Origin of the sequence: Novosphingopyxis sp. YJ-S2-01 (assembly GCF_016093175.1) — a bacterium.
Classification (GTDB): Bacteria; Pseudomonadota; Alphaproteobacteria; order Sphingomonadales; family Sphingomonadaceae; genus Novosphingopyxis; species Novosphingopyxis iocasae.
Genome location: NZ_JAEDAI010000001.1, coordinates 1,364,936 through 1,384,795, shown reverse-complemented (window position 1 = coordinate 1,384,795; position 19,860 = coordinate 1,364,936). Strand labels below are relative to the sequence as shown.

General features: G+C 62.1%; 30 protein-coding genes. All 30 read right to left on the bottom strand.

All coding sequences use genetic code 11. From position 1 onward, the window contains the following. Nucleotides 1–43 precede the first annotated feature (43 nt). The 30 genes from I6A82_RS06680 to I6A82_RS06535 all read right to left on the bottom strand — a co-directional run bounded on the left by I6A82_RS06680 (nucleotide 44) and on the right by I6A82_RS06535 (nucleotide 19,758). Complete coding sequence (locus I6A82_RS06680; RefSeq protein WP_198094225.1) at nucleotides 44–682, bottom strand: SRPBCC family protein; 639 nt, start codon at nucleotides 680–682, stop codon at nucleotides 44–46. An 86-nt stretch (nucleotides 683–768) separates the two neighbouring features. Beyond that, on the bottom strand, nucleotides 769–1,422 hold the full coding sequence (locus I6A82_RS06675; RefSeq protein ID WP_198094224.1) for an adenylate kinase: 654 nt from the start codon (nucleotides 1,420–1,422) through the stop codon (nucleotides 769–771). Nucleotides 1,423–1,501: 79 nt separating this feature from the next. Beyond that, nucleotides 1,502–2,881: a preprotein translocase subunit SecY gene (secY, locus tag I6A82_RS06670; RefSeq protein WP_187335668.1), complete on the bottom strand. Its 1,380-nt coding sequence runs from the start codon at nucleotides 2,879–2,881 to the stop codon at nucleotides 1,502–1,504. 205 nt (nucleotides 2,882–3,086) lie between these two features. Further along, nucleotides 3,087–3,617: a 50S ribosomal protein L15 gene (gene rplO, locus I6A82_RS06665; RefSeq protein ID WP_198094223.1), complete on the bottom strand. Its 531-nt coding sequence runs from the start codon at nucleotides 3,615–3,617 to the stop codon at nucleotides 3,087–3,089. Nucleotides 3,618–3,767: 150 nt separating this feature from the next. Beyond that, complete coding sequence (rpmD, locus tag I6A82_RS06660; protein WP_187335666.1) at nucleotides 3,768–3,959, bottom strand: 50S ribosomal protein L30; 192 nt, start codon at nucleotides 3,957–3,959, stop codon at nucleotides 3,768–3,770. Between the two features lie 6 nt (nucleotides 3,960–3,965). Further along, nucleotides 3,966–4,751, bottom strand: coding sequence for a 30S ribosomal protein S5 (gene rpsE / locus I6A82_RS06655; protein ID WP_232343565.1), 786 nt, complete (start codon nucleotides 4,749–4,751; stop codon nucleotides 3,966–3,968). A 2-nt stretch (nucleotides 4,752–4,753) separates the two neighbouring features. Next, nucleotides 4,754–5,107: a 50S ribosomal protein L18 gene (gene rplR, locus I6A82_RS06650; protein ID WP_187335665.1), complete on the bottom strand. Its 354-nt coding sequence runs from the start codon at nucleotides 5,105–5,107 to the stop codon at nucleotides 4,754–4,756. A 3-nt stretch (nucleotides 5,108–5,110) separates the two neighbouring features. After that, nucleotides 5,111–5,644 carry a 50S ribosomal protein L6 gene (rplF, locus tag I6A82_RS06645; RefSeq protein WP_198094222.1) on the bottom strand — a complete coding sequence of 178 codons (534 nt, stop codon included), beginning with the start codon at nucleotides 5,642–5,644 and terminating at the stop codon, nucleotides 5,111–5,113. Next, nucleotides 5,644–6,048, bottom strand: a complete 405-nt coding sequence (gene rpsH / locus I6A82_RS06640; RefSeq protein ID WP_022672847.1) for a 30S ribosomal protein S8 — start codon at nucleotides 6,046–6,048, stop codon at nucleotides 5,644–5,646. The genes rplF and rpsH overlap by 1 nt, the downstream gene beginning before the upstream one ends. 11 nt (nucleotides 6,049–6,059) lie before the next feature. Then, nucleotides 6,060–6,365, bottom strand: coding sequence for a 30S ribosomal protein S14 (rpsN, locus tag I6A82_RS06635; protein ID WP_198094221.1), 306 nt, complete (start codon nucleotides 6,363–6,365; stop codon nucleotides 6,060–6,062). Nucleotides 6,366–6,408: 43 nt separating this feature from the next. Beyond that, nucleotides 6,409–6,987 (bottom strand): 50S ribosomal protein L5, encoded by a 579-nt coding sequence (gene rplE, locus I6A82_RS06630; protein ID WP_187335662.1) that lies wholly within the window; start codon nucleotides 6,985–6,987, stop codon nucleotides 6,409–6,411. Beyond that, complete coding sequence (rplX, locus tag I6A82_RS06625) at nucleotides 6,980–7,300, bottom strand: 50S ribosomal protein L24 (RefSeq protein ID WP_198094220.1); 321 nt, start codon at nucleotides 7,298–7,300, stop codon at nucleotides 6,980–6,982. Before rplX ends, rplE begins: the two co-directional genes overlap by 8 nt. Before the next feature lie 2 nt (nucleotides 7,301–7,302). After that, on the bottom strand, nucleotides 7,303–7,671 hold the full coding sequence (gene rplN, locus I6A82_RS06620) for a 50S ribosomal protein L14 (protein WP_187335660.1): 369 nt from the start codon (nucleotides 7,669–7,671) through the stop codon (nucleotides 7,303–7,305). A 69-nt stretch (nucleotides 7,672–7,740) separates the two neighbouring features. Beyond that, complete coding sequence (gene rpsQ, locus I6A82_RS06615) at nucleotides 7,741–8,037, bottom strand: 30S ribosomal protein S17 (RefSeq protein ID WP_198094219.1); 297 nt, start codon at nucleotides 8,035–8,037, stop codon at nucleotides 7,741–7,743. A 16-nt stretch (nucleotides 8,038–8,053) separates the two neighbouring features. Further along, nucleotides 8,054–8,272 carry a 50S ribosomal protein L29 gene (rpmC, locus tag I6A82_RS06610; protein WP_187335658.1) on the bottom strand — a complete coding sequence of 73 codons (219 nt, stop codon included), beginning with the start codon at nucleotides 8,270–8,272 and terminating at the stop codon, nucleotides 8,054–8,056. 2 nt (nucleotides 8,273–8,274) lie between these two features. Further along, a complete protein-coding gene (rplP, locus tag I6A82_RS06605) occupies nucleotides 8,275–8,706 on the bottom strand; it encodes a 50S ribosomal protein L16 (RefSeq protein WP_022672854.1) in 432 nt (143 codons plus the stop codon). 31 nt (nucleotides 8,707–8,737) lie between these two features. Further along, nucleotides 8,738–9,433, bottom strand: a complete 696-nt coding sequence (gene rpsC, locus I6A82_RS06600) for a 30S ribosomal protein S3 (RefSeq protein ID WP_187335657.1) — start codon at nucleotides 9,431–9,433, stop codon at nucleotides 8,738–8,740. A 3-nt stretch (nucleotides 9,434–9,436) separates the two neighbouring features. Next, nucleotides 9,437–9,817: a 50S ribosomal protein L22 gene (gene rplV / locus I6A82_RS06595; RefSeq protein ID WP_187335656.1), complete on the bottom strand. Its 381-nt coding sequence runs from the start codon at nucleotides 9,815–9,817 to the stop codon at nucleotides 9,437–9,439. After that, nucleotides 9,817–10,092 carry a 30S ribosomal protein S19 gene (gene rpsS, locus I6A82_RS06590; protein WP_187335655.1) on the bottom strand — a complete coding sequence of 92 codons (276 nt, stop codon included), beginning with the start codon at nucleotides 10,090–10,092 and terminating at the stop codon, nucleotides 9,817–9,819. The genes rplV and rpsS overlap by 1 nt, the downstream gene beginning before the upstream one ends. 3 nt (nucleotides 10,093–10,095) lie before the next feature. Next, nucleotides 10,096–10,935, bottom strand: a complete 840-nt coding sequence (gene rplB / locus I6A82_RS06585; protein WP_198094218.1) for a 50S ribosomal protein L2 — start codon at nucleotides 10,933–10,935, stop codon at nucleotides 10,096–10,098. A 1-nt stretch (nucleotide 10,936) separates the two neighbouring features. Continuing rightward, complete coding sequence (locus tag I6A82_RS06580) at nucleotides 10,937–11,254, bottom strand: 50S ribosomal protein L23 (RefSeq protein WP_187335653.1); 318 nt, start codon at nucleotides 11,252–11,254, stop codon at nucleotides 10,937–10,939. Beyond that, nucleotides 11,247–11,876, bottom strand: coding sequence for a 50S ribosomal protein L4 (gene rplD, locus I6A82_RS06575; protein ID WP_187335652.1), 630 nt, complete (start codon nucleotides 11,874–11,876; stop codon nucleotides 11,247–11,249). Before rplD ends, I6A82_RS06580 begins: the two co-directional genes overlap by 8 nt. Nucleotides 11,877–11,879: 3 nt before the next feature. After that, nucleotides 11,880–12,779, bottom strand: a complete 900-nt coding sequence (gene rplC / locus I6A82_RS06570) for a 50S ribosomal protein L3 (RefSeq protein WP_198094217.1) — start codon at nucleotides 12,777–12,779, stop codon at nucleotides 11,880–11,882. 276 nt (nucleotides 12,780–13,055) lie between these two features. Further along, nucleotides 13,056–13,367, bottom strand: coding sequence for a 30S ribosomal protein S10 (rpsJ, locus tag I6A82_RS06565; protein ID WP_022672862.1), 312 nt, complete (start codon nucleotides 13,365–13,367; stop codon nucleotides 13,056–13,058). A gap of 129 nt (nucleotides 13,368–13,496) precedes the next feature. Then, nucleotides 13,497–14,687 carry an elongation factor Tu gene (gene tuf / locus I6A82_RS06560; protein ID WP_187335650.1) on the bottom strand — a complete coding sequence of 397 codons (1,191 nt, stop codon included), beginning with the start codon at nucleotides 14,685–14,687 and terminating at the stop codon, nucleotides 13,497–13,499. 158 nt (nucleotides 14,688–14,845) lie between these two features. Beyond that, the gene (gene fusA, locus I6A82_RS06555; protein WP_187335649.1) at nucleotides 14,846–16,918 is read right to left on the bottom strand and encodes an elongation factor G; all 2,073 of its coding nucleotides are present in this window, start codon (nucleotides 16,916–16,918) and stop codon (nucleotides 14,846–14,848) included. 124 nt (nucleotides 16,919–17,042) lie between these two features. Beyond that, entirely contained in the window at nucleotides 17,043–17,513 is a 471-nt protein-coding gene (rpsG, locus tag I6A82_RS06550; protein ID WP_198094216.1) for a 30S ribosomal protein S7, read from the bottom strand. Nucleotides 17,514–17,536: 23 nt separating this feature from the next. Further along, nucleotides 17,537–17,908 carry a 30S ribosomal protein S12 gene (gene rpsL / locus I6A82_RS06545; protein ID WP_187335647.1) on the bottom strand — a complete coding sequence of 124 codons (372 nt, stop codon included), beginning with the start codon at nucleotides 17,906–17,908 and terminating at the stop codon, nucleotides 17,537–17,539. A gap of 297 nt (nucleotides 17,909–18,205) precedes the next feature. Next, complete coding sequence (locus I6A82_RS06540) at nucleotides 18,206–18,727, bottom strand: isoprenylcysteine carboxyl methyltransferase family protein (RefSeq protein ID WP_198094215.1); 522 nt, start codon at nucleotides 18,725–18,727, stop codon at nucleotides 18,206–18,208. Then, nucleotides 18,724–19,758, bottom strand: a complete 1,035-nt coding sequence (locus I6A82_RS06535; protein WP_198094214.1) for a type III polyketide synthase — start codon at nucleotides 19,756–19,758, stop codon at nucleotides 18,724–18,726. Before I6A82_RS06535 ends, I6A82_RS06540 begins: the two co-directional genes overlap by 4 nt. Nucleotides 19,759–19,860 lie beyond the last annotated feature (102 nt).

Here is a 19,860-nt window from a genome sequence, read left to right as displayed (position 1 = left end):
ATCCAACCGGCTTCAGCGCTCTTCGGTTCCGCTCCGCGCCCGATCACTCCTCGTCGTCGAGCGCTTTCTTCTCCTCAGGCCCAGCGGGCTTTTCAGCCGGCCCTGCTTTCTTCTCTCCCGATGACGAAGTCTTGCCGCCCAGCAGCTTTGCTAGCCGGGCGAGCTGCTGGCCGATGACACCATCAACCGCGGGCGCAATCTCGTCGATCGGATAGCGCATATAGCCGCCCACCACATATTCGAAGGTGATGCGCGTGCCGCCGTCCACCGGCTTCAGGCCTATGGAGAGCGTCGCCGCAACCCCTTCGGACTGGAGCGGGCCGAGCGCGCCAACCATGCGCAGCACCTTGCCCGGCTCGGCATAAACCACGCGCATGTGCTCTACACTGCCGCGATTTTCGAGCTTGCCGTCCTTGGTGACGCGGATACGCTCGCAAAAACAGCCGCCCGCCTGCATATCCATGAAGAAATTATCGGCATCGCCCGTAAAGCTGTGCCGCGAATCCCACCAGCGATTGGGCGCGCCGAGCGCCTCCCACACTTCATCGGGAGAGGCCTTCACCTGCGCCTGGTGCTTGATCGCGAAACCCTGGGGCGAGGTGGAGTCCACCTCGGCGGCGGCGGGCGTGGCGCATGCGGCGGCGGCGAGCGCCAGAGCGGCGAATGCGAAGAGCTTTTTCATGTCGGCGAGTTTAGCGCCACCCCGGCGGCCCACAAGCCATTACATCCGCTCCGGCTGAGCCAGTCGAAGCGGGCAGCGCTGCTTGCTTAGTCAGCGAGCACTTGCTCGATGGCGGCGCGCACCTCCTCGATGCCGCCCATGCCGTCGATGCGCGAGACGATGCCCCGCTTTTCATAGATCGGCAGGATCGGCGCGGTCTTGGCGCGATATTCGGCCATGCGCTTGCGCACGGTCTCTTCATTATCGTCGGGCCGGCGCTTGAACTCATGGCTACCGCACTCGTCGCAGGTGTTTTCCACCTTTGGCAGCTTATAACGGTCATGGTAGCCTTCACCGCAGACGGCGCAGGTGAACCGCCCGGTGATGCGGTCGACCAGCGCGTCTTCGTCCACTTCCAGCTCGATCACATGATCCAGCTTGCGGTCACGCGCTTCGAGCAGTTCGTCGAGTGAATGGGCCTGCGGCTCGGTACGCGGATAACCATCGAAGATCGCGCCCGCATCGGGGCCGATCTGGTTGAGCCGGTCATCGATAAGCGCCGAAACCAGATCGTCCGAAACCAGTTCACCCGCGTCCATCACAGCCTGGACTTTTTTACCCAGATCGCTGCCCGATTTTACTGCGGCACGGAGCATGTCCCCCGTCGATAGCTGAACCATCGCATGGTTCGCTTCCAGAAGATGTGCCTGCGTCCCCTTGCCGGCGCCCGGAGGCCCCAAGAGAATGATGTCCTTGGCCATGATAAATCCCCGTTCCGGCGCGTTTCAACGTCGCGGAGCGGCAGCGCAAAAGCGCCGCCGAATCCCCTCTCGGCCTCCCTTATAAGCGGGAGCGCCCGCCCTTCAACTTCGCCTTTTTGATAAGGTCGCCATATTGATGCGCGATCAGATGGCTCTGAATCTGGCTGACCGTGTCGATCGTCACGTTCACGACGATCAGCAGGCTGGTGCCGCCGATCACGAAGAACTGCGTCTGGCCCGTCGCGCCGATCACATATTCCGGCAACAGGCAGACCAGAGCCAGATATGCAGAGCCCAGCACGGTGATGCGCGTCAGCACATAATCCAGATAATCCTGCGTGTTCTTGCCGGGGCGGATGCCCGGAATGAAACCGCCCTGCTTTTTCAGATTGTCCGCGGTCTCTTCCGGATTGAAGACGACGGCGGTGTAGAAGAAGCAGAAGAAGACAATGCCAAGGCCGTAGAGCAGCAGATAGAGCGGCTGACCATGGGCCAAATACTGGTTCACCGTGATGATGGCGCTGCCGAAGGTGGTGTCCGGGCTGAGGTTGCGGCCCGCAAAGTTGGAGATCGTCACCGGCATCAGCAGAAGCGAGCTGGCGAAAATCGGCGGGATCACGCCCGCGGTGTTCACCTTCAGCGGCAGATGGCTGCGATCCGCCTGCATCATGCCCCGCTGCGTGGCGCGCTTGGGATACTGGATCAGCACCCGGCGCTGGCCGCGCTCCATGAAGCAGATGAGCAGGATCAGGACGACGAACATGCCGACGAACATCAGCACGGTGCCCGCGCCCAGGCTGCCCTCAGCAAGGCCAGCAGTCAGCTGACCGATCAGCTTCGGGATCTGGGCAATGATGCCCGCCATGATGATCAGCGAGATGCCGTTGCCGATGCCGCGGCTGGTGATTTGTTCGCCCAGCCACATCAGGAACATCGTGCCGCCAACCAGACTGATGACCGCCACGACGCGGAACATGATGCCGGGCTCCACAACGGCCTGAAGTCCAGAGGACGCCGCCAGCGTCTCAAGACCAGCTGCCAGGAAGTATCCCTGAATGGCGGTAAGGAAGACGGTGCCGTAGCGGGTATACTGGTTCAGCTTCTTGCGGCCCGCCTCACCTTCCTTCTTGATTGCAGCAAGCGTAGGCGAAAGCGCCGCGGCCAGCTGCACCACGATCGAGGCGGTGATGTACGGCATGACGCCAAGCGCGATGAGACTCATGCGCTGCAGCGAACCGCCGGAGAAGGTGTTGAAGATGTCGAGCACGCCGCCCTGTGCGTTGTTCGCATAGAGCGCGTTCAACGCCACCGGATCGATGCCGGGCAGCGGAACGAAGCTGAGCAGACGGAAAACGATGAGGGCGCCGAGCGTAAACCAGAGCCGCTGTTTCAGCTCGGTCGCCTTGCCGAATTTCGACAGGCTGATGTTGGCGGCCATTTGTTCGGCTCTGGAAGCCATGCGATCCTACCTTTTCCTTGCCTGACCGCGACTCCCGGCGCGGATGAGGCCTACTCCCGATGGGGCGCTATATCGGAGCATGCGGGGGCGCTGGCAAGGGCAGCGTGAAGCCGGGCCGGCGGCAACCGAATAGCAAAGGGCCCCGGGCCTGCCGACAATGTGCATACGCATCACCGCTCGGCAGGGCCGGAGCCCCTGAATTTGATTACTTCTTGGCCTTGGCGGCCTTTTTCGCGTCGCTCTTGGCCTTCTTGGCCTCGCCGTCCGCGTCCACCTTGCGCTCGATCACCTGGACCGAACCACCGGCCTTTTCGACCGCTTCAATCGCGCCCTTGGACGCGCCGGCCACGACGAACTTGGCCTTCGTGCTCAGCTCACCCTTGGCAAGGAGGCGCACACCGTGCTTGCCGCCGCGCGCGAGACCGGCGGCCTTCAGTGCTGCGTGGTCGATGTCTTGGCCGGCATCGAGCTTCTTGGCGTCGATGAACTTCTGCACCATGCCGAGATTGACCTCCGCATAGTCCTTGCCGAACGGGTTGTTGAAGCCGCGCTTCGGCAGGCGCATGTGGAGCGGCATCTGGCCGCCCTCGAAGCCCTTGATGGCGACGCCCGAACGGCTCTTCTGGCCCTTCTGGCCGCGGCCGGAGGTCTTGCCCTTGCCAGACCCGATGCCGCGTCCCACGCGCATCTTGGATTTGCGGGCACCGTCATTGTCGCGGAGATCGTTCAGTTTCATAATTCGCACTCGCTTTCGCTTTGTTCGCGCTGAAAAAGATATCCCCTCCCGCGAGCGGAAGGGGCGCTATTGGGATCGATGCGGAAGCGCAAAGCTTCGATCGACCGTCCCATTCTTGCTCCCCTCTCGCAAGCGAGAGGGGAAATCAAGTTATTCTACCACTTCCACCATATGGGGAAGCTTGGCGATCATGCCGCGCACCTCGGGGGTGTCCTTCAGCTCGACCGTGCGGCCGATCTTGCCGAGGCCGAGGCCGGCGAGCGTCTGGCGCTGCTGCTTCGGGCGGCGGATCGGCGAACCGGTCTGGCGCACCTTGATCGTGGCGTTTTCGTTCTTAGCCATCGTTTCTTACTCCGTGACCGCCGCGGCTTCCGCCTCGGCCGTCTGCTGGTCCGCTCCGCCGCGTCCGAGCAGATCTACCACCTTCTTGCCGCGGCGAGCCGCAACCGCCTTGGGGCTGGTCTGATCGGTCAGCGCCTCGAAGGTGGCGCGGATCATGTTGTAGGGGTTGGACGTGCCGACCGACTTGGTCACCACATCGGCCACGCCAAGGCTTTCGAAGATGGCGCGCATCGGGCCACCTGCGATGATGCCGGTACCGGCGGGGGCCGTACGGATCGTCACCTTACCGGCACCGAAACGACCATTGCCGTCATGATGCAGCGTGCGACCTTCCTTCAGGGGCACGCGAACCATAGCCTTCTTCGCCGAAGCAGTCGCCTTGTTGATGGCTTCCGGAACTTCGCGGGCCTTGCCATGGCCGAAGCCGACGCGGCCCTGGCCGTCACCGACCACTACGAGAGCGGCGAAACCGAAGCGCTTACCACCCTTCACGGTCTTGGAGACGCGGTTGATGTGGACGAGCTTTTCGATCAGCTCTTCGCCCTGCTCTTCCTGATTGCGTCCACCACGACCGCCACGGCGATCGTCGCGTCCACCACGGCCGCCACGATTGTCGCGTCCGCCGCCGGGACCACCGCGACCACGCCCACGTGCACCCTGGCGCCCGGTGTCGTTGCGAGTGTTCTCGATCGTCTGCTGGTTCGCCTTGGGATCCAGGATCGCCTCGGGCTGATTGCCTTCGCCGGTCGTGCCGGGCTTGGCTGCGCCTTCGTTCTGGTTTTCGTCAGCCATCATTAAAACTCCAGTCCGCCTTCGCGCGCGGCATCCGCCAGCGCCTTGACCCGGCCATGAAAGAGGAAGCCGCCGCGATCGAACACGACATTCGTAACGCCCGCCTTCTTCGCAGCCTCGGCCACGCGCTTGCCGACTTCGGCAGCACCTTCGGAGGTGGCGGCGTTCTTGTTCTTCGCACCCTTATCGAGCGAGGAAGCGGACGCGATGGTCTTGCCTTCCTTGTCGTCGATGACCTGCGCATAGATATGCTGGCCGGTACGGTGGATCGAAAGGCGCGGACGTGAAAGGCCCTGCTTGCGGAGCTTCGCACGGACGCGGGCCCGGCGGCGTTGGAAAAGAGACATTTTCGCCATGGCTTACTTCTTCTTCCCTTCCTTGCGGAAGATATACTCGCCGCGATACTTCACGCCCTTGCCCTTATAAGGCTCCGGCTTGCGCCAGCGGCGGATCTCGGCGGCAACCTGACCGACCTTCTGCTTGTCGATACCGGAAATCTCGACCGTAGTCTGATCCGGCGTCTTGATGTCGATGCCATCGGGGATCGCGAAATCGACGTCGTGGCTGAAGCCCAGCTGCAGCTTCAGGGTCTTGCCCTGAACGTTCGCGCGGTAACCGACGCCGCTGATCTCGAGCACCTTGGTGAAACCCTCGGTGACACCGTCGACCAGGTTCTGCACCTGCGTGCGCTGCATGCCCCAGAAGGAGCGCGCACGCTTCGTCTGGTTCAGCGGGGTAACCGAGACTTCGTTGTCGTTGAGGTCGTACTTCACCTCGTCGAGCGTGGGCATGGTGAGCTCGCCCTTCGGCCCTTTGACCGAAAGCTTGCCCCCGTCCATCTTCGCCGTCACGCCCGAAGGCAGTGCGACAGGCCTTTTACCGATGCGGCTCATCAGAATACCTCCGCGAGAACCTCGCCGCCGACATTCTGTTCGCGCGCTTCCGCGTCGGACAGAACACCCTTGGGCGTCGAGACGATGGTGATGCCGAGGCCGTTGCGGACCCGCGGCAGATCCTGGCTGCCGGAATAGACGCGGCGGCCGGGCTTGGAGACACGCGCGACATGCTGGATCGCGGGCTGTCCCTCGAAATATTTCAGCTCGATGCGAATGCCTTCGTGCTGGCTACGACGGCCGATATTCTCGGCCGTGTACCCACGGATATAGCCTTCGCGCTGGAGCACGTCGAGCACCCGCTGGCGCAGCTTGGAGGACGGCGAAATCACGCTATCCATCTTCGCCTGCTGGCCGTTGCGGATACGGGTGAGCATATCGCCCAGGGGATCGGTCAATGCCATGATTTAAATCCTTACCAGCTCGACTTGGTCACGCCGGGGATCAGGCCCTTGTTGGCCAGATCGCGCAGCTGAATGCGGCAGAGCCGAAACTTGCGGTAGTAAGCGCGCGGACGGCCAGTCGTCTCGCAACGGTTGCGCACCCGGGTGGGGTTACCGTTACGGGGAATTTCCGCCATCTTCAGACGGGCGATCAGACGCTCGCTCTCATCGAGAGACTCGTCGTTCGCCTGTGCCTTCAGCTTCGCATACTGGCCGGCATATTTCTTGACCATGCGCTTGCGACGCTCGTTCTTATTGATGGAACTCAGTTTCGCCATGACTTAAGTTCTCTTCCTTTCTTCGGGAAAAGAGGCGCCTTGTTCAGGCTGCCTCCTTCTCCTGGTTTTCATCCTGGGGGAACGGGAAGCCGAACAGCTTCAGCATCTCACGTGCTTCGTCATCGGTCTTGGCCGACGTCGTCACGATGATGTCCATTCCGCGCACCTGATCGATCGCATCATAGCTGATCTCCGGGAACACGATCTGCTCCTTCAGACCCATGGCGAAGTTGCCACGGCCGTCGAAGCTTTTCGGGTTCAGACCACGGAAGTCGCGGATGCGGGGCATCGCGATGGTGATCAGACGATCGAGAAACTCGAACATGCGCTCACGGCGAAGGGTAACCTTAACACCGATCGGCATGCCTTCACGCAGCTTGAACTGCGCGATCGACTTCTTCGCCATGGTGATAACCGGCTTCTGGCCGGCGATCAGCTGCATTTCCTCGAGGGCGCTCTGGACCTTCTTCTTGTCCTGCGAACCCTCGCCCACACCCATATTGATCGTGATCTTCTCGATCGCGGGCACAGCGAAGCGATTGGCGTAACCGAACTTTTCGGTCATCGCCTTGACGATTTCCTCGTCATACTTCTTGCGGAGGCGCGGCGTATAATCAGCCATCGATAGTCTCCCCGGACTTCACGGCGACGCGAACGCGCTTGCCGTCTTTTTCCTCGAAACGAACGCGGGTCGGCTTGCCATCCTTGGGATCGGCGAGCGCAACGTTCGACATGTGCAGCGGAGCCGGCTTGCGGTCGATGCCGCCCTGCGGGTTTTCCTGCGTCGGCTTGCGGTGACGGGCATGCACGTTGATGCCGTCGACGAGCAGCTTGCCGTCCTTCGGCATCATCTGCGTCACTTCACCGGTGCGGCCCTTGTCCTTGCCGGCGAGTACGACGACCTTGTCGCCCTTCTTGATCTTGGCCATTCCCATGGTCAGAGTACCTCCGGAGCCAGCGAAATGATCTTCATGTGGCGCTTGGCGCGCAGCTCGCGAACCACCGGGCCGAAGATACGCGTACCGATCGGCTCCTGGTTGTTGTTGACGAGCACGGCGGCGTTGCCGTCGAAGCGGATGACCGAACCGTCGGGACGGCGCACGTCCTTGCGGGTGCGCACGATGACGGCACGGTGGACGTCGCCCTTCTTCACGCGGCCGCGGGGCTGCGCTTCCTTCACCGACACGACGATGATGTCGCCGACGCTTGCGGTGCGACGCTTCGACCCGCCCAGCACCTTGATGCACTGGACGCGCTTAGCGCCGCTGTTGTCCGCGACGTCTAGAGTGGATTGCATCTGGATCATGGATCCGATTCCTTCTTCTGGGCCTGCCGGGACGAAGCCCGGTGGTTCCTACTTACGTGACAATCGAACTCAGGCTTCCGCCGGCTCGACGACTTCGCTCACTGCCGCCGGCGCATCGGCCTCGGCGCGGCCGCCAACCTGCTCGACAACGCGCCAGGTCTTGTTCTTGGAGACGGGCTTCGTCTCTTCGATGCGAACCACCTCACCCGTGCGGAACTGGTTGTCCTCATCATGGGCAGAGTATTTCTTCGAACGGCGAATGATCTTGCCGTAGAGCGGGTGCTTCACCTTCCGCTCAACGAGAACGACCACCGTCTTGTCCATCTTGTCCGACACGATGGTGCCGGTGAGTACGCGCTTGGGCATGTTCTTCTATCCTTCCTCAGGCGCTCTTGTCGGACGCGGCCTTGGCCGTCCGCTCGGTCTGCAGCGTCTTGATGCGCGCGATCGAGCGGCGCACTTCGCGCACACGCGCGGGCTTTTCCATCTGGCCGGTCGCGTTCTGGAAGCGCAGGTTGAACTGCTCCTTCTTCAGCTGACCGAGCTCGGTCTGGAGCTCGTCGTCGCTCTTGGCGCGAAAATCTTCCACTTGCTTGCTCATGTTCAGCCTTTCAGGTGCGATTCGTCGCCCAGACGGGCCACGACCTTGGTCTTGATCGGCAGCTTCATCGCGGCACGCTCGAACGCTTCAGCCGCGAGCGGACCGGCAACGCCGTCCAGTTCGAACAGGATACGGCCGGGCTTTACCCGCGCCGCCCAATATTCCACCGAGCCCTTGCCCTTACCCTGACGGACTTCGGCAGGCTTCTTGGAAACCGGCACGTCCGGGAAGACGCGGATCCAGAGGCGACCCTGACGCTTGATGTGACGCGTGATCGCACGGCGAGCCGCCTCGATCTGGCGCGCGGTGATCCGCTCGGGCTCCATCGCCTTCAGGCCATAGGAGCCGAAATTCAAGGTGGTGCCACCCGGCGCCTTGCCCTTGATCCGGCCCTTAAAGGCCTTGCGATACTTCATCTTCTTCGGTTGCAGCATGTCGCTCTACCTTATCCTTTAACGCTGGCGATCAGCGGGCCGGACGGACGCCGGAGGTCTGTGCCTCCATCATCAGCCGGTCGGTCGCCATCGGATCATGGGCCATGATCTCGCCCTTGAAGATCCAAACCTTGATGCCGATGATGCCATAGGCGGTCAGCGCCTCGGCTTCGGCATAATCCACGTTCGCACGCAGCGTGTGCAGCGGCACGCGGCCTTCGCGGTACCATTCGGTACGCGCGATTTCGGCACCGCCCAGACGCCCGGCGCAGACGATCTTGATGCCTTCGGCACCCAGACGCAGCGCGGACTGCACGGCGCGCTTCATGGCGCGGCGGAAGGCGATACGGCGGATCAGCTGATCGGCCACGCCTTGCGCAACGAGCTTGGAATCGACTTCCGGCTTGCGGATTTCGACGATGTTGAGCGAGACGTCGCTCTCCGTCATCGCGCTGAGCGCACGGCGCAGCTTTTCGATATCCGCACCCTTCTTACCGATGATCACGCCGGGGCGTGCGGCATATACGGACACGCGGCACAGCTTGGCCGGACGCTCGATCACGACCTTGCTGATCGCGGCCTGCGGCACGGTTGCCATGATATGCTGACGGATCTTGAGATCCTCCATCAACAGACGGCCATAGTCATGGCCTTCGGCGAACCAGCGGCTGTCCCAGGTCCGGTTGATCTGGAGGCGAAGGCCGATCGGATTGCTCTTATGACCCATCGCTTAGGCCTCCTCTTCCTGTTCGCGCACCACGATACGGATGCGGCTGAACGGCTTGATAATCTGGCTGGCGCGGCCACGGGCACGAGCACGGAAGCGCTTCATGCGGATCGATTTGCCGACACTGGCTTCCGACACGACCAGCGCGTCGACATCCAGATTGTGATTGTTCTCTGCGTTCGCAATGGCGGAAGCGAGCACCTTGCGCACGTCTTCGGCCATCGCCTTCTTGGAGAACTGCAGCACGTTCATCGCGTCCTCAACCTTGCGGCCGCGGATCAGGCCGGCGACCAGGTTGAGCTTCTGCGCGGAGCCCTTGACCATCGTGCCGACGGCCAGCGCTTCATTCTCTTCCACGCGGCGGGGGTTCTTTGCCTGTCCCATCAGCGCTTGCCCTTCTTGTCGGCGCCGTGACCGTGGAAGGTCCGCGTCGGCGCGAATTCGCCCAGCTTGTGGCCAACCATGTCCTCATTGACGGACACGGGGATGAACTTCTGGCCGTTATAAACGGTGAAGGTCAGGCCGACGAACTGCGGCAAGATGGTGGAGCGGCGCGACCAGGTCTTGATCGGTGCGCGGCTGGATTTTTCCTGCGCGTCTTCCGCCTTCTTCAAAAGGTAGAGATCGACGAACGGGCCTTTCCATACGGAGCGTGCCATGGATTACCTCTTCTTCTTCGCGTGACGCGAACGGATGATCATCTTGTTCGACGCCTTCTTGCGGTCACGCGTACGCATGCCCTTGGTCGGCTTGCCCCACGGGGTGACCGGATGACGGCCGCCCGAGGTCCGGCCTTCACCACCGCCGTGCGGGTGATCGACCGGGTTCTTGGCAACACCGCGGGTCAGCGGACGCTTGCCGCGCCAGCGGTTGCGACCGGCCTTTGCCAGCGTCGTGTTCGAGTTGTCGGGGTTCGAAACCGCGCCGACCGTGCCCATGCAATTGCCGTGCAGGTAGCGCTGCTCGCCCGAGTTGAGCCGCATGATGACCATGCCGCGATCGCGGCCGACCAGCTGGGCGTAGGTGCCCGCGCTGCGAGCGATCTGACCGCCCTTGCCCGGCTTCATCTCGATATTGTGGCAGATCGTGCCGACCGGCATCTGGCTGAGCAACATGGCGTTGCCCGGCTTGGTGTCGGTCTTCTCACCAGCGACGATCTTGTCGCCGACGTTGAGACGCTGCGGCGCGATAATGTAAGCCTGCTCACCGTCGGTGTAGGTCACCAGTGCGATGAAGGCCGAACGGTTGGGGTCATATTCCAGACGCTCGACGGTGGCTTCCACGTCCCATTTGCGACGCTTGAAGTCGATCACGCGATACTTCTGCTTGTGACCGCCGCCGATGCCGCGCGAGGTGACATGGCCCTTGTTGTTGCGGCCGCCGGTCTTGCGCTTGCCTTCGGTCAGTGCCTTGACCGGACCGCCCTTGTGCAGGCCCTTCCGGTCGACAAGCACCAGGCCGCGGCGGGCCGGACTGGTCGGTTTATAGCTCTTCAACGCCATCTCAGACTCCCGTGGTCACGTCGATGCTCTGGCCTTCAGCCAGGGTAACGACGGCCTTCTTGACGTCCGAACGGCGGTAAGGCTGGCCTTTCCAGCGCTTGGTCTTGCCCTTCTGGACCATCGTGTTCACGCGCTCGACCTTCACGTCGAACAGCGCTTCCACCGCCGCCTTGATCTGCGGCTTGGTGGACGTGCCGGCGACCTTGAAGACCACCGCATTGTTCTCGGAAAGAAGCGTCGACTTCTCGGTGATGTGGGGCGCCACGATCACGTCGTAATGACGCGTATCGATATCGCCTTTCGCTTTCGCCTTAGCCATTGAAACGCGCCTCCAGCTTCTCGACCGCGGCGCGGGTCAGCACCAGCGTCTCGGCCCTAAGGATATCGTAAACATTGGCGCCGACCGCAGGCATCACATTGATGCCGAACAGATTGGCCGAAGCCTTCTTGAAGCCCGCATCGACGCTTTCGCCGTCGATCACCAGAACGCGCTTGCCGAAGCCGAGGCCAGCGGCCTGATCCTTCAGCGCCTTGGTCTTGGCATCCTTCATCTCGAGCGTGTCGAGAATGATGATGCTGTCGCTCTTGGCCTTGTCGCTCAGCGCCATCTTCAGGCCGAGTGCACGGACCTTCTTGTTGAGCTGCGGGTCGAAGTCACGCTTGCGCGCACCATGGGCCTTACCGCCGCCGATGAAGATCGGGGCAGCGCGGTCACCGTGACGAGCCGTACCGCCGCCCTTCTGGCGACCGAACTTCTTGCCGGTGCGGGCGACGTCACTACGCTCACGGGTCGGGCGGGCGGTGCCGCGCGCCTTCTCACGCTGCCAAGTGACGACGCGGTGCAGGATATCGGCACGCGGCTCGAGCCCGAACACGTCGTCGGAAAGCTCGATATCGTTGCCGGCTTTCTTGCCGTCGAGGGTCTGAACCTTCAGCTTCACGGCTTAGCCCTCCTTCTCTTCGCCATCGACAGGCTTGTCGCTGTCGCTGGGCTGGTTTTCTACCTTCTCGGCATTCGCCTGCGCTTCGGCCTGCAGCTCCTGGCTGCGCTCCAGCTCGGCGGCGGCTGCCGCGATTTCCTCGTCGGACGGACCCGCCTGACGCTCATGCTCGGCCGCGCTCTCGATCATGCCGGCATCAGCACTCTCGTGCGAGAACTGGTCCGCGTTGCGGCGCATGGCACCGGGGAACGGCAGACCTTCCGGCATCGGCACCTTCACCGAGTCCTTGACGATCAGCCAAGCACCCTTGGAACCGGGCACCGAGCCGCGCACGAAGATCAGACCGCGATCGCTGTCGGTGCGGACGATTTCGAGGTTCTGTTGGGTCCGAACGCGATCACCCATGTGACCGGCCATCTTCTTGTTCTTGAAGACCTTGCCCGGATCCTGACGGTTACCCGTCGAACCATGCGAACGGTGGCTGAGCGAAACGCCGTGCGTTGCGCGCAAACCGCCGAAACCGTGACGCTTCATGGCACCGGCAAAGCCCTTACCCTGCGTACGGCCTTGAATATCGACCATCTGACCGGCGACGAAATGGTCGGCGGTGACGGTGGCGCCAACGGGAAGCAGGCCCTCTTCGCTGTCGACGCGGAATTCCACGACGCGCGCCTTGGGGGTCACTTCAGCCTTTGCAAACGCTTCGCGCTGCGGCTTGTTGACGTTCTTCGCCTTGCGTTCACCCGCGCCGAGAGCGACGGCAAAATAGCCATCACGCTCTTCGCGGCGCTCGCCGACGACCTGACAATTTTCTAGCGACAAGACGGTGACCGGCACGTGCTGGCCGTCCTCCTGGAAGAGGCGGGTCATCCCCATCTTTTTCGCGATCACGCCAGTGCGCATGATCAAACACTCCTTCAACAGAGGCCTGACGGGACCATTCCCGAAAGGCGTGCGAGCCCCGCCGACAATTCGACGAAGCTCGTTTCAGCCCAGATGTTCGTAACGTCGCCCCGTCCGGGCTGAGTGCAGCGCCAGGCCGAAAGACCTTGGCGAAGCGAGACGGGGGACGCTTGCCCGGCTGTGCCCGAAGGCGGCGCCGGAGGTATCCCTCGAACCGACGGAGCCAGATGGCTCCGCGATCGCAGCCCCGGATCATGTCCGGAGCATAGCCAGCGATTAAGCCAGCTTGATTTCCACGTTCACGCCGGCGGCGAGATCGAGCTTCATCAGCGCATCGACCGTCTGCGGCGTGGGCTGCACGATGTCGAGCAGCCGCTTATAGGTACGCACCTCGAACTGCTCGCGCGACTTCTTGTCGACATGCGGACCGCGGTTCACGGTGAACTTCTCGATACGCGTCGGCAGCGGAATGGGGCCACGGATAAGGGCGCCGGTGCGCCGTGCAGTATCGGCGATATCCCCGGTCGCCTGATCGAGCACGCGGTGATCAAAGGCCTTGAGGCGAATGCGAATATTCTGCGTTTCCATAACGTCCAAACACTACCGATGCGAAAGAGCCAAAAACAAACCGCCCCAGAAATCCCGCAGGAAACGCCGGGGCGGCTTCAAAATGTAGAGCCGCCCGAATCAACGACCCGGGCGGCTGAGGGGTCTATATTAGACCTTGATGGTGCTGACAACCCCTGCACCGACGGTACGGCCACCTTCGCGGATAGCGAAGCGCAGACCTTCGTCCATGGCGATCGGGGCAATCAGCTTCACGCCGATCGTCACGTTGTCGCCAGGCATGACCATCTCGGTGCCCTCGGGGAGGATCACTTCGCCGGTCACGTCGGTGGTGCGGAAGTAGAACTGCGGACGATAGTTGGCGAAGAACGGCGTGTGACGGCCACCCTCATCCTTCGACAGCACGTACACTTCTGCGTCGAACTCGGTGTGCGGCGTGATCGAACCGGGCTTGGCTAGAACCTGGCCACGCTCGACGTCGTCACGCGCGGTGCCGCGAAGCAGCGCACCGATGTTGTCGCCCGCTTCGCCGCGATCGAGCAGCTTGCGGAACATTTCGACGCCGGTCACGGTCGTCTTGGTGGTGTCCTTGATGCCAACGATCTCGACTTCGTCGCCGACGTTCACAACGCCGGTCTCGACGCGGCCGGTCACAACCGTACCACGGCCCGAGATCGAGAACACGTCTTCGATCGGCATCAGGAAGTCGCGGTCGACGGGGCGATCCGGCTTCGGGATGTAGCTGTCGACGGCGTCCATCAGGGCAATGATCTTTTCCTTGCCGATGTTGTCGTCGCGGCCTTCGAGGGCGGCGAGAGCCGAACCAGCAACGATCGGAATATCGTCACCCGGGAAGTCGTACGAGCTAAGCAGCTCGCGGATTTCCAGCTCGACGAGCTCGAGGAGCTCTTCGTCGTCAACCTGATCGACCTTGTTCATGAACACGACCAGAGCCGGCACGCCGACCTGACGGGCGAGCAGGATGTGCTCACGGGTCTGCGGCATGGGGCCGTCGGCGGCGTTCACGACGAGGATAGCACCGTCCATCTGCGCGGCGCCGGTGATCATGTTCTTCACATAGTCGGCGTGGCCCGGGCAATCGACGTGCGCATAGTGACGCTCGGCGGTTTCATACTCGACGTGCGCGGTCGAGATGGTGATGCCGCGCTCGCGCTCTTCAGGAGCCTTGTCGATGTTGGCGAAGTCGACGGCGGCGCCGCCATGGACTTCAGCCATCACCTTGGTGATCGCTGCGGTCAGCGTGGTCTTGCCATGGTCGACGTGACCGATGGTACCAACGTTTACGTGCGGCTTGTTCCGCTCGAATTTTGCTTTTGCCATTTTACCCTACCTTCTTCTGCAATGTCGTTTGCCGGGCTCCGAAGCGCCGCGCATTGGCGTCGCTTCGGCCCCAAGTCAACCATCTATACTCGGCTGTGCGCCGCCTGATGAACGGGCTATCAGGCGCGAAAGCGAGCCCGATAGCCGATCCTGTGCGCTTAGGCCAGCTTCTCTTTCACTTCGTCGGCCACATTCTGCGGCACTTCTTCATAGTGCGAGAACTGCATCGTGTACTGCGCACGTCCCTGAGTGAACGAGCGGAGCTGGTTCACATAACCGAACATGTTGGCAAGCGGCACGATCGCGTCAACCGCCTGCGCGATACCGCGCGTGTCGGTACCCTGAATCTGGCCACGGCGGGAGTTCAGATCGCCGATCACGTCGCCCAGATACTCTTCCGGGGTGATGACCTCCACCTTCATGACCGGCTCGAGCAGCTTGATGCCGGCCTTCTGCGCCACTTCGCGCATCGCCGCACGGCCGGTGATTTCGAACGCCAGCGCCGAGGAGTCGACGTCATGGGTCTGACCATCGATCAAACGAATGTCGAAGTCGATGATCGGGAAGCCGATCAGCGATCCGGTCTCAGCCGTCTCACGCATGCCCTTTTCGACCGACGGGATATATTCCTTCGGAATCACGCCGCCCTTGGTCTCGTCCATGAAGTTGATGCCCTGCCCGCGCTCACCGGGGCTGACCACAACCTTCACGCGGCCGAACTGGCCCGAACCACCCGACTGCTTCTTGTGGGTGTAGTCGACTTCGACTTCACGCTTCAGCGACTCGCGATAGGCCACCTGCGGCGCACCGACGTTCGCTTCAACCTTGAATTCGCGCTTCATGCGATCGACGAGGATGTCGAGGTGAAGCTCGCCCATGCCCTTGATGATCGTCTGACCCGATTCGTGATCGGTCGAAACGCGGAAGGACGGATCCTCGGCGGCCAGACGATTGAGCGCGACGCCCATCTTTTCCTGGTCGGCCTTGGTCTTCGGCTCCACCGACAGCTCGATAACCGGATCGGGGAATTCCATGCGCTCCAGAATGATCGGCTTGTTCGATGCGCAAAGCGTATCGCCCGTCGTCGTCTCCTTGAGGCCCGCGATAGCAACGATGTCGCCGGCATAGGCCGCCTCGATGTCTTCGCGGTTGTTGGCATGCATCAGCAGCATGCGGCCGATCTTTTCCTTCTTGTCCTTCACGGAGTTCAGGACGGTGCCTTTCTCCAAGACGCCGGAATAGATGCGCGCAAAAGTCAGCGTGCCCACGAACGGATCGTTCATGATCTTGAACGCGAGGGCGCTGAACGGCGCTTCGTCGCTGGACGGACGGCTGTCTTCCTGATCGCTGTCGGGCAGCACGCCCTTGATGGCCGGAACGTCGAGCGGGCTCGGCAGATAGTCGACCACGGCGTCGAGCAGCGGCTGAACGCCCTTGTTCTTGAACGCGGAGCCACAGAGCACCGGAACGAACGCCTGCTCGAGCGTACCCTTGCGGATCAGCTTCTTCAGCGTGTCGACGTCGGGTTCATTGCCTTCCAGATAGGCTTCCATCGCCTCGTCGTCCTGCTCGACAGCAAGCTCGATCAGCTTCTCGCGATATTCGGCGGCCTTGTCCTTCAGATCGTCCGGGATATCGACATAGTTGAATTCGGCGCCGAGGCCTTCCGATTCCCAGATGATGCCGCGATTGTGAACGAGGTCCACGAGCCCCTGAAGGTCGCTCTCGATGCCGATCGGCAGATAGAGAACGGCCGGCGTCGCGCCCAGACGATCGATGATCGACTGCACGCAGAATTCGAAATTGGCACCGGTACGGTCGAGCTTGTTGATGAAGCACATCCGCGGCACTTTGTACTTGTCCGCCTGACGCCACACCGTCTCGGACTGCGGCTCCACGCCGGCAACGCCGTCAAAGCATGCAACCGCGCCGTCGAGCACGCGAAGGCTACGCTCGACTTCAATGGTGAAGTCCACGTGACCGGGAGTGTCGATGATGTTGATCCGGTGATCGTTCCAGAAACAGGTCGTCGCGGCGGACGTGATCGTGATGCCGCGCTCCTGCTCCTGCTCCATCCAGTCCATCGTGGCGGCGCCGTCATGGACTTCGCCGATCTTGTAGGACTTACCGGTGTAGAACAGGATCCGCTCGGTCGTCGTGGTCTTACCGGCGTCGATATGCGCCATGATGCCGATATTGCGGTATTTTTCGAGCGGATAATCGCGGGCCATGATGGCTACTCCAGGGGATGTAAGATTACAGGTCCGATTCGGAGAACCGGATTTTCGGGGGCGATATAGGAAGAGGGGCCGGTGTTGGCCAGCCCCTCTCCCCGTCATTCAGATGATCGAGCGCTTACCAGCGATAGTGCGAGAAGGCGCGGTTGGCTTCGGCCATCCGGTGCGTGTCTTCACGCTTCTTCACAGCGTTACCGCGGTTGTTGGCAGCATCCATCAGCTCGCTCGACAGGCGGGCGGCCATGGTGGTCTCACCGCGGCCGCGCGCGGCCGAGATCAGCCAACGGATGGCGAGAGCCTGGGCGCGCTCGGGACGAACCTCGACCGGCACCTGATAGGTCGCACCGCCGACGCGGCGGCTGCGAACTTCGATGCCCGGCTTGATGTTGTTGAGCGCATCATGGAACAGCTGGATCGGATCGGTCTTGGCGCGTGCCTCGACCGTGTCGAGAGCACCATAAACGATGCGTTCGGCGGCAGACTTCTTGCCGTCATACATCAGGTTGTTCATGAATTTGGAAAGGACCACATCACCGAACTTAGGGTCGGGAAGGATCTCGCGCTTTTCGGGGCGACGACGACGTGACATATCTTATCTCCTGAACCCGGTTCTTACTTAGGACGCTTCGCGCCGTACTTCGAACGGCTCTGCTTACGATCCTTGACGCCCTGCGTATCGAGCACGCCGCGAAGGACGTGGTAGCGAACGCCGGGAAGGTCGCGCACACGGCCGCCGCGGATCAGCACAACGCTGTGCTCCTGCAGGTTATGGCCTTCGCCCGGGATGTAGGAGATGACTTCGCGCTGGTTGGTCAGGCGAACCTTGGCAACCTTACGTAGAGCCGAGTTCGGCTTCTTCGGCGTGGTCGTGTAGACGCGAGTGCAAACGCCGCGCTTCTGCGGGTTCTGCTCCATCGCAGGGACCTTGCTCTTGGCCTTCTGCGGAACGCGACCCTTGCGGATCAGCTGGTTGATAGTCGGCATAAATGCTTCACCTTGTATCTATGTCTTGCCAGGCATCGGAACGGAAAACCGTTTCTCCCGAATCCTGGCGGCGGTTACTAGAACGCATGGCAGCGTGTGGTGACGGCGGGGCCAGCCCGTTGATCCGCCCGCCCCATGCGCGCTTGTTTCAGCCTGTTACTGGCTTGGGTTCCCATATAGGGACCGGCAGAGCGGTCGCCAAACGGAAGCGCGGCCTTTAGAAGCTTGCGCGGCAAAGGTCAACGCCTGTTCGTGGGGCATCGGACAGGGCTGCGGCCGCCCTACGAACGCCTGCGATCAGTCGGTGCGCCGGTGCCCCAGCACCCGGTTTTCCATCCGGATCCGCCAGACAAGCAGAGCGGCGTTCAGGAAGGTGAAGACGATTGCCACCGTCTCCTCATTCATAATCAAAGGCACCAGCGCGATCTCCGCCACCACCACCAGATAGTTGGGGTGCGGGAAGAACCGGTACGGCCCCTTTCGGATGCGCGGAAAGTTGGGCGAGCTGATGAGCCGGGTGGTCCAGTAACGGCCCAGCGTGAACAGCGCCCAGTAACGCAGCGCCTGGGTCAGCGCGAATAGCAGCAGCAACAACAAATCAGGCCGCGGACTCGGCACGGCAAAGATGACGATAGAGATCAACCACGCACTGTGGAGCGCAATGAAAAGCGGATAGCCTTTGCGCCCGAACTCGTGCGCGCCCTCTTTAATCAGCGCCCGCGTGTTGCGCTGCGCGATTGCAAGCTCGGCAATCCGCTGCAGGAAGACATAGGCAATCAGCAGCACCGCCCAAGCGGGCCATTCGACGATAGGCGTCATGGTCTCAGCACTCCGATCGCACCGGTAAAGCCGGGGCCGAGTGCGGTTAGCAGAACCGGCTTCGCCTGTCGCTGCGCCATTAAGCGGTCCAGCACGAACAGCACCGTGGGAGAGGACATATTGCCATATTCCCGCAGCACTGCGCGTGTTGCCGGCAGGCGCTCCTCAACCGGCGCGGCGGCGGGTGCGAAATAGTCGGCCAGCGCATCGACCACCCTGCCCCCGCCCGGATGACAGGCGGGCTCTGCCAGCGCGTCCAGGGTCAATCCTTCGTCCGCCAGATAGGCATCGCACAGAGGCGCAAATTCCTGGGCGACGAACGCCGGAATGTTCTTCGCAAGCACCAGATCGAAACCGGTGTCGCCGATCTCCCATCCCATCATGTCGATGCTGTCCGGCCATACGCGCTGGACGAAGCGGCCGAAGCGTGGGCCCGGCCCCTCCCCGGTTACCACGGCTGCGGCGCAGCCATCCGCGAACAACGCGGCGGCCACCACGTCCTTCTTGTCCATGCGCTGATGATCATAAGCCAGGCTGCACAGCTCCATCGCCACGAACAGCGTGGTCTTGCCCGGCGGCGTCAGATCGGCGGCAACAGAGAGGCCAAGCACGCCGCCCGCACAGCCATAACCGAACAGCGGCACCGTGCGCGTGTCCTGATCGAAGCCCATCAGTTCCACCATGCGGCTCGGCAGGCTAGGCGTCAGTGTGCCCGTGGTGGAAATGAAGACGATGGTATCGATATCCGCAGGGACCAGCCCCGCATCATCCAGCGCCTTGCCAGCCGCGCGGCAGAACAGGTCCTTGCCCACCTCTTCATAGGTCGCGGCGCGTTCCGGCCAGCTACGCGGGCGCATGTAGAAATCAACCGGACGAGCGATGCGGCGCTGCTCGATCCCCGTATTGACCAAGATTGCTTCCATGCGCCCCGGCATCGGCATGCCGCGTCCGGCCTCGATGATCGAAAGCACCTCGCTTTGCAGCAGCACGGTGTCCGGAACGGCGGTGCCGATCGATCGCAGATGGGCCAAAAATGAACGCTCCGATAAAAATCACCCGGCCCCAGGACCGTGCGTAGCTTACGGGTCTAGCCCGGCAAAAGCCGCCCGTCGCCTGCCAAAATGTTGGTTTCA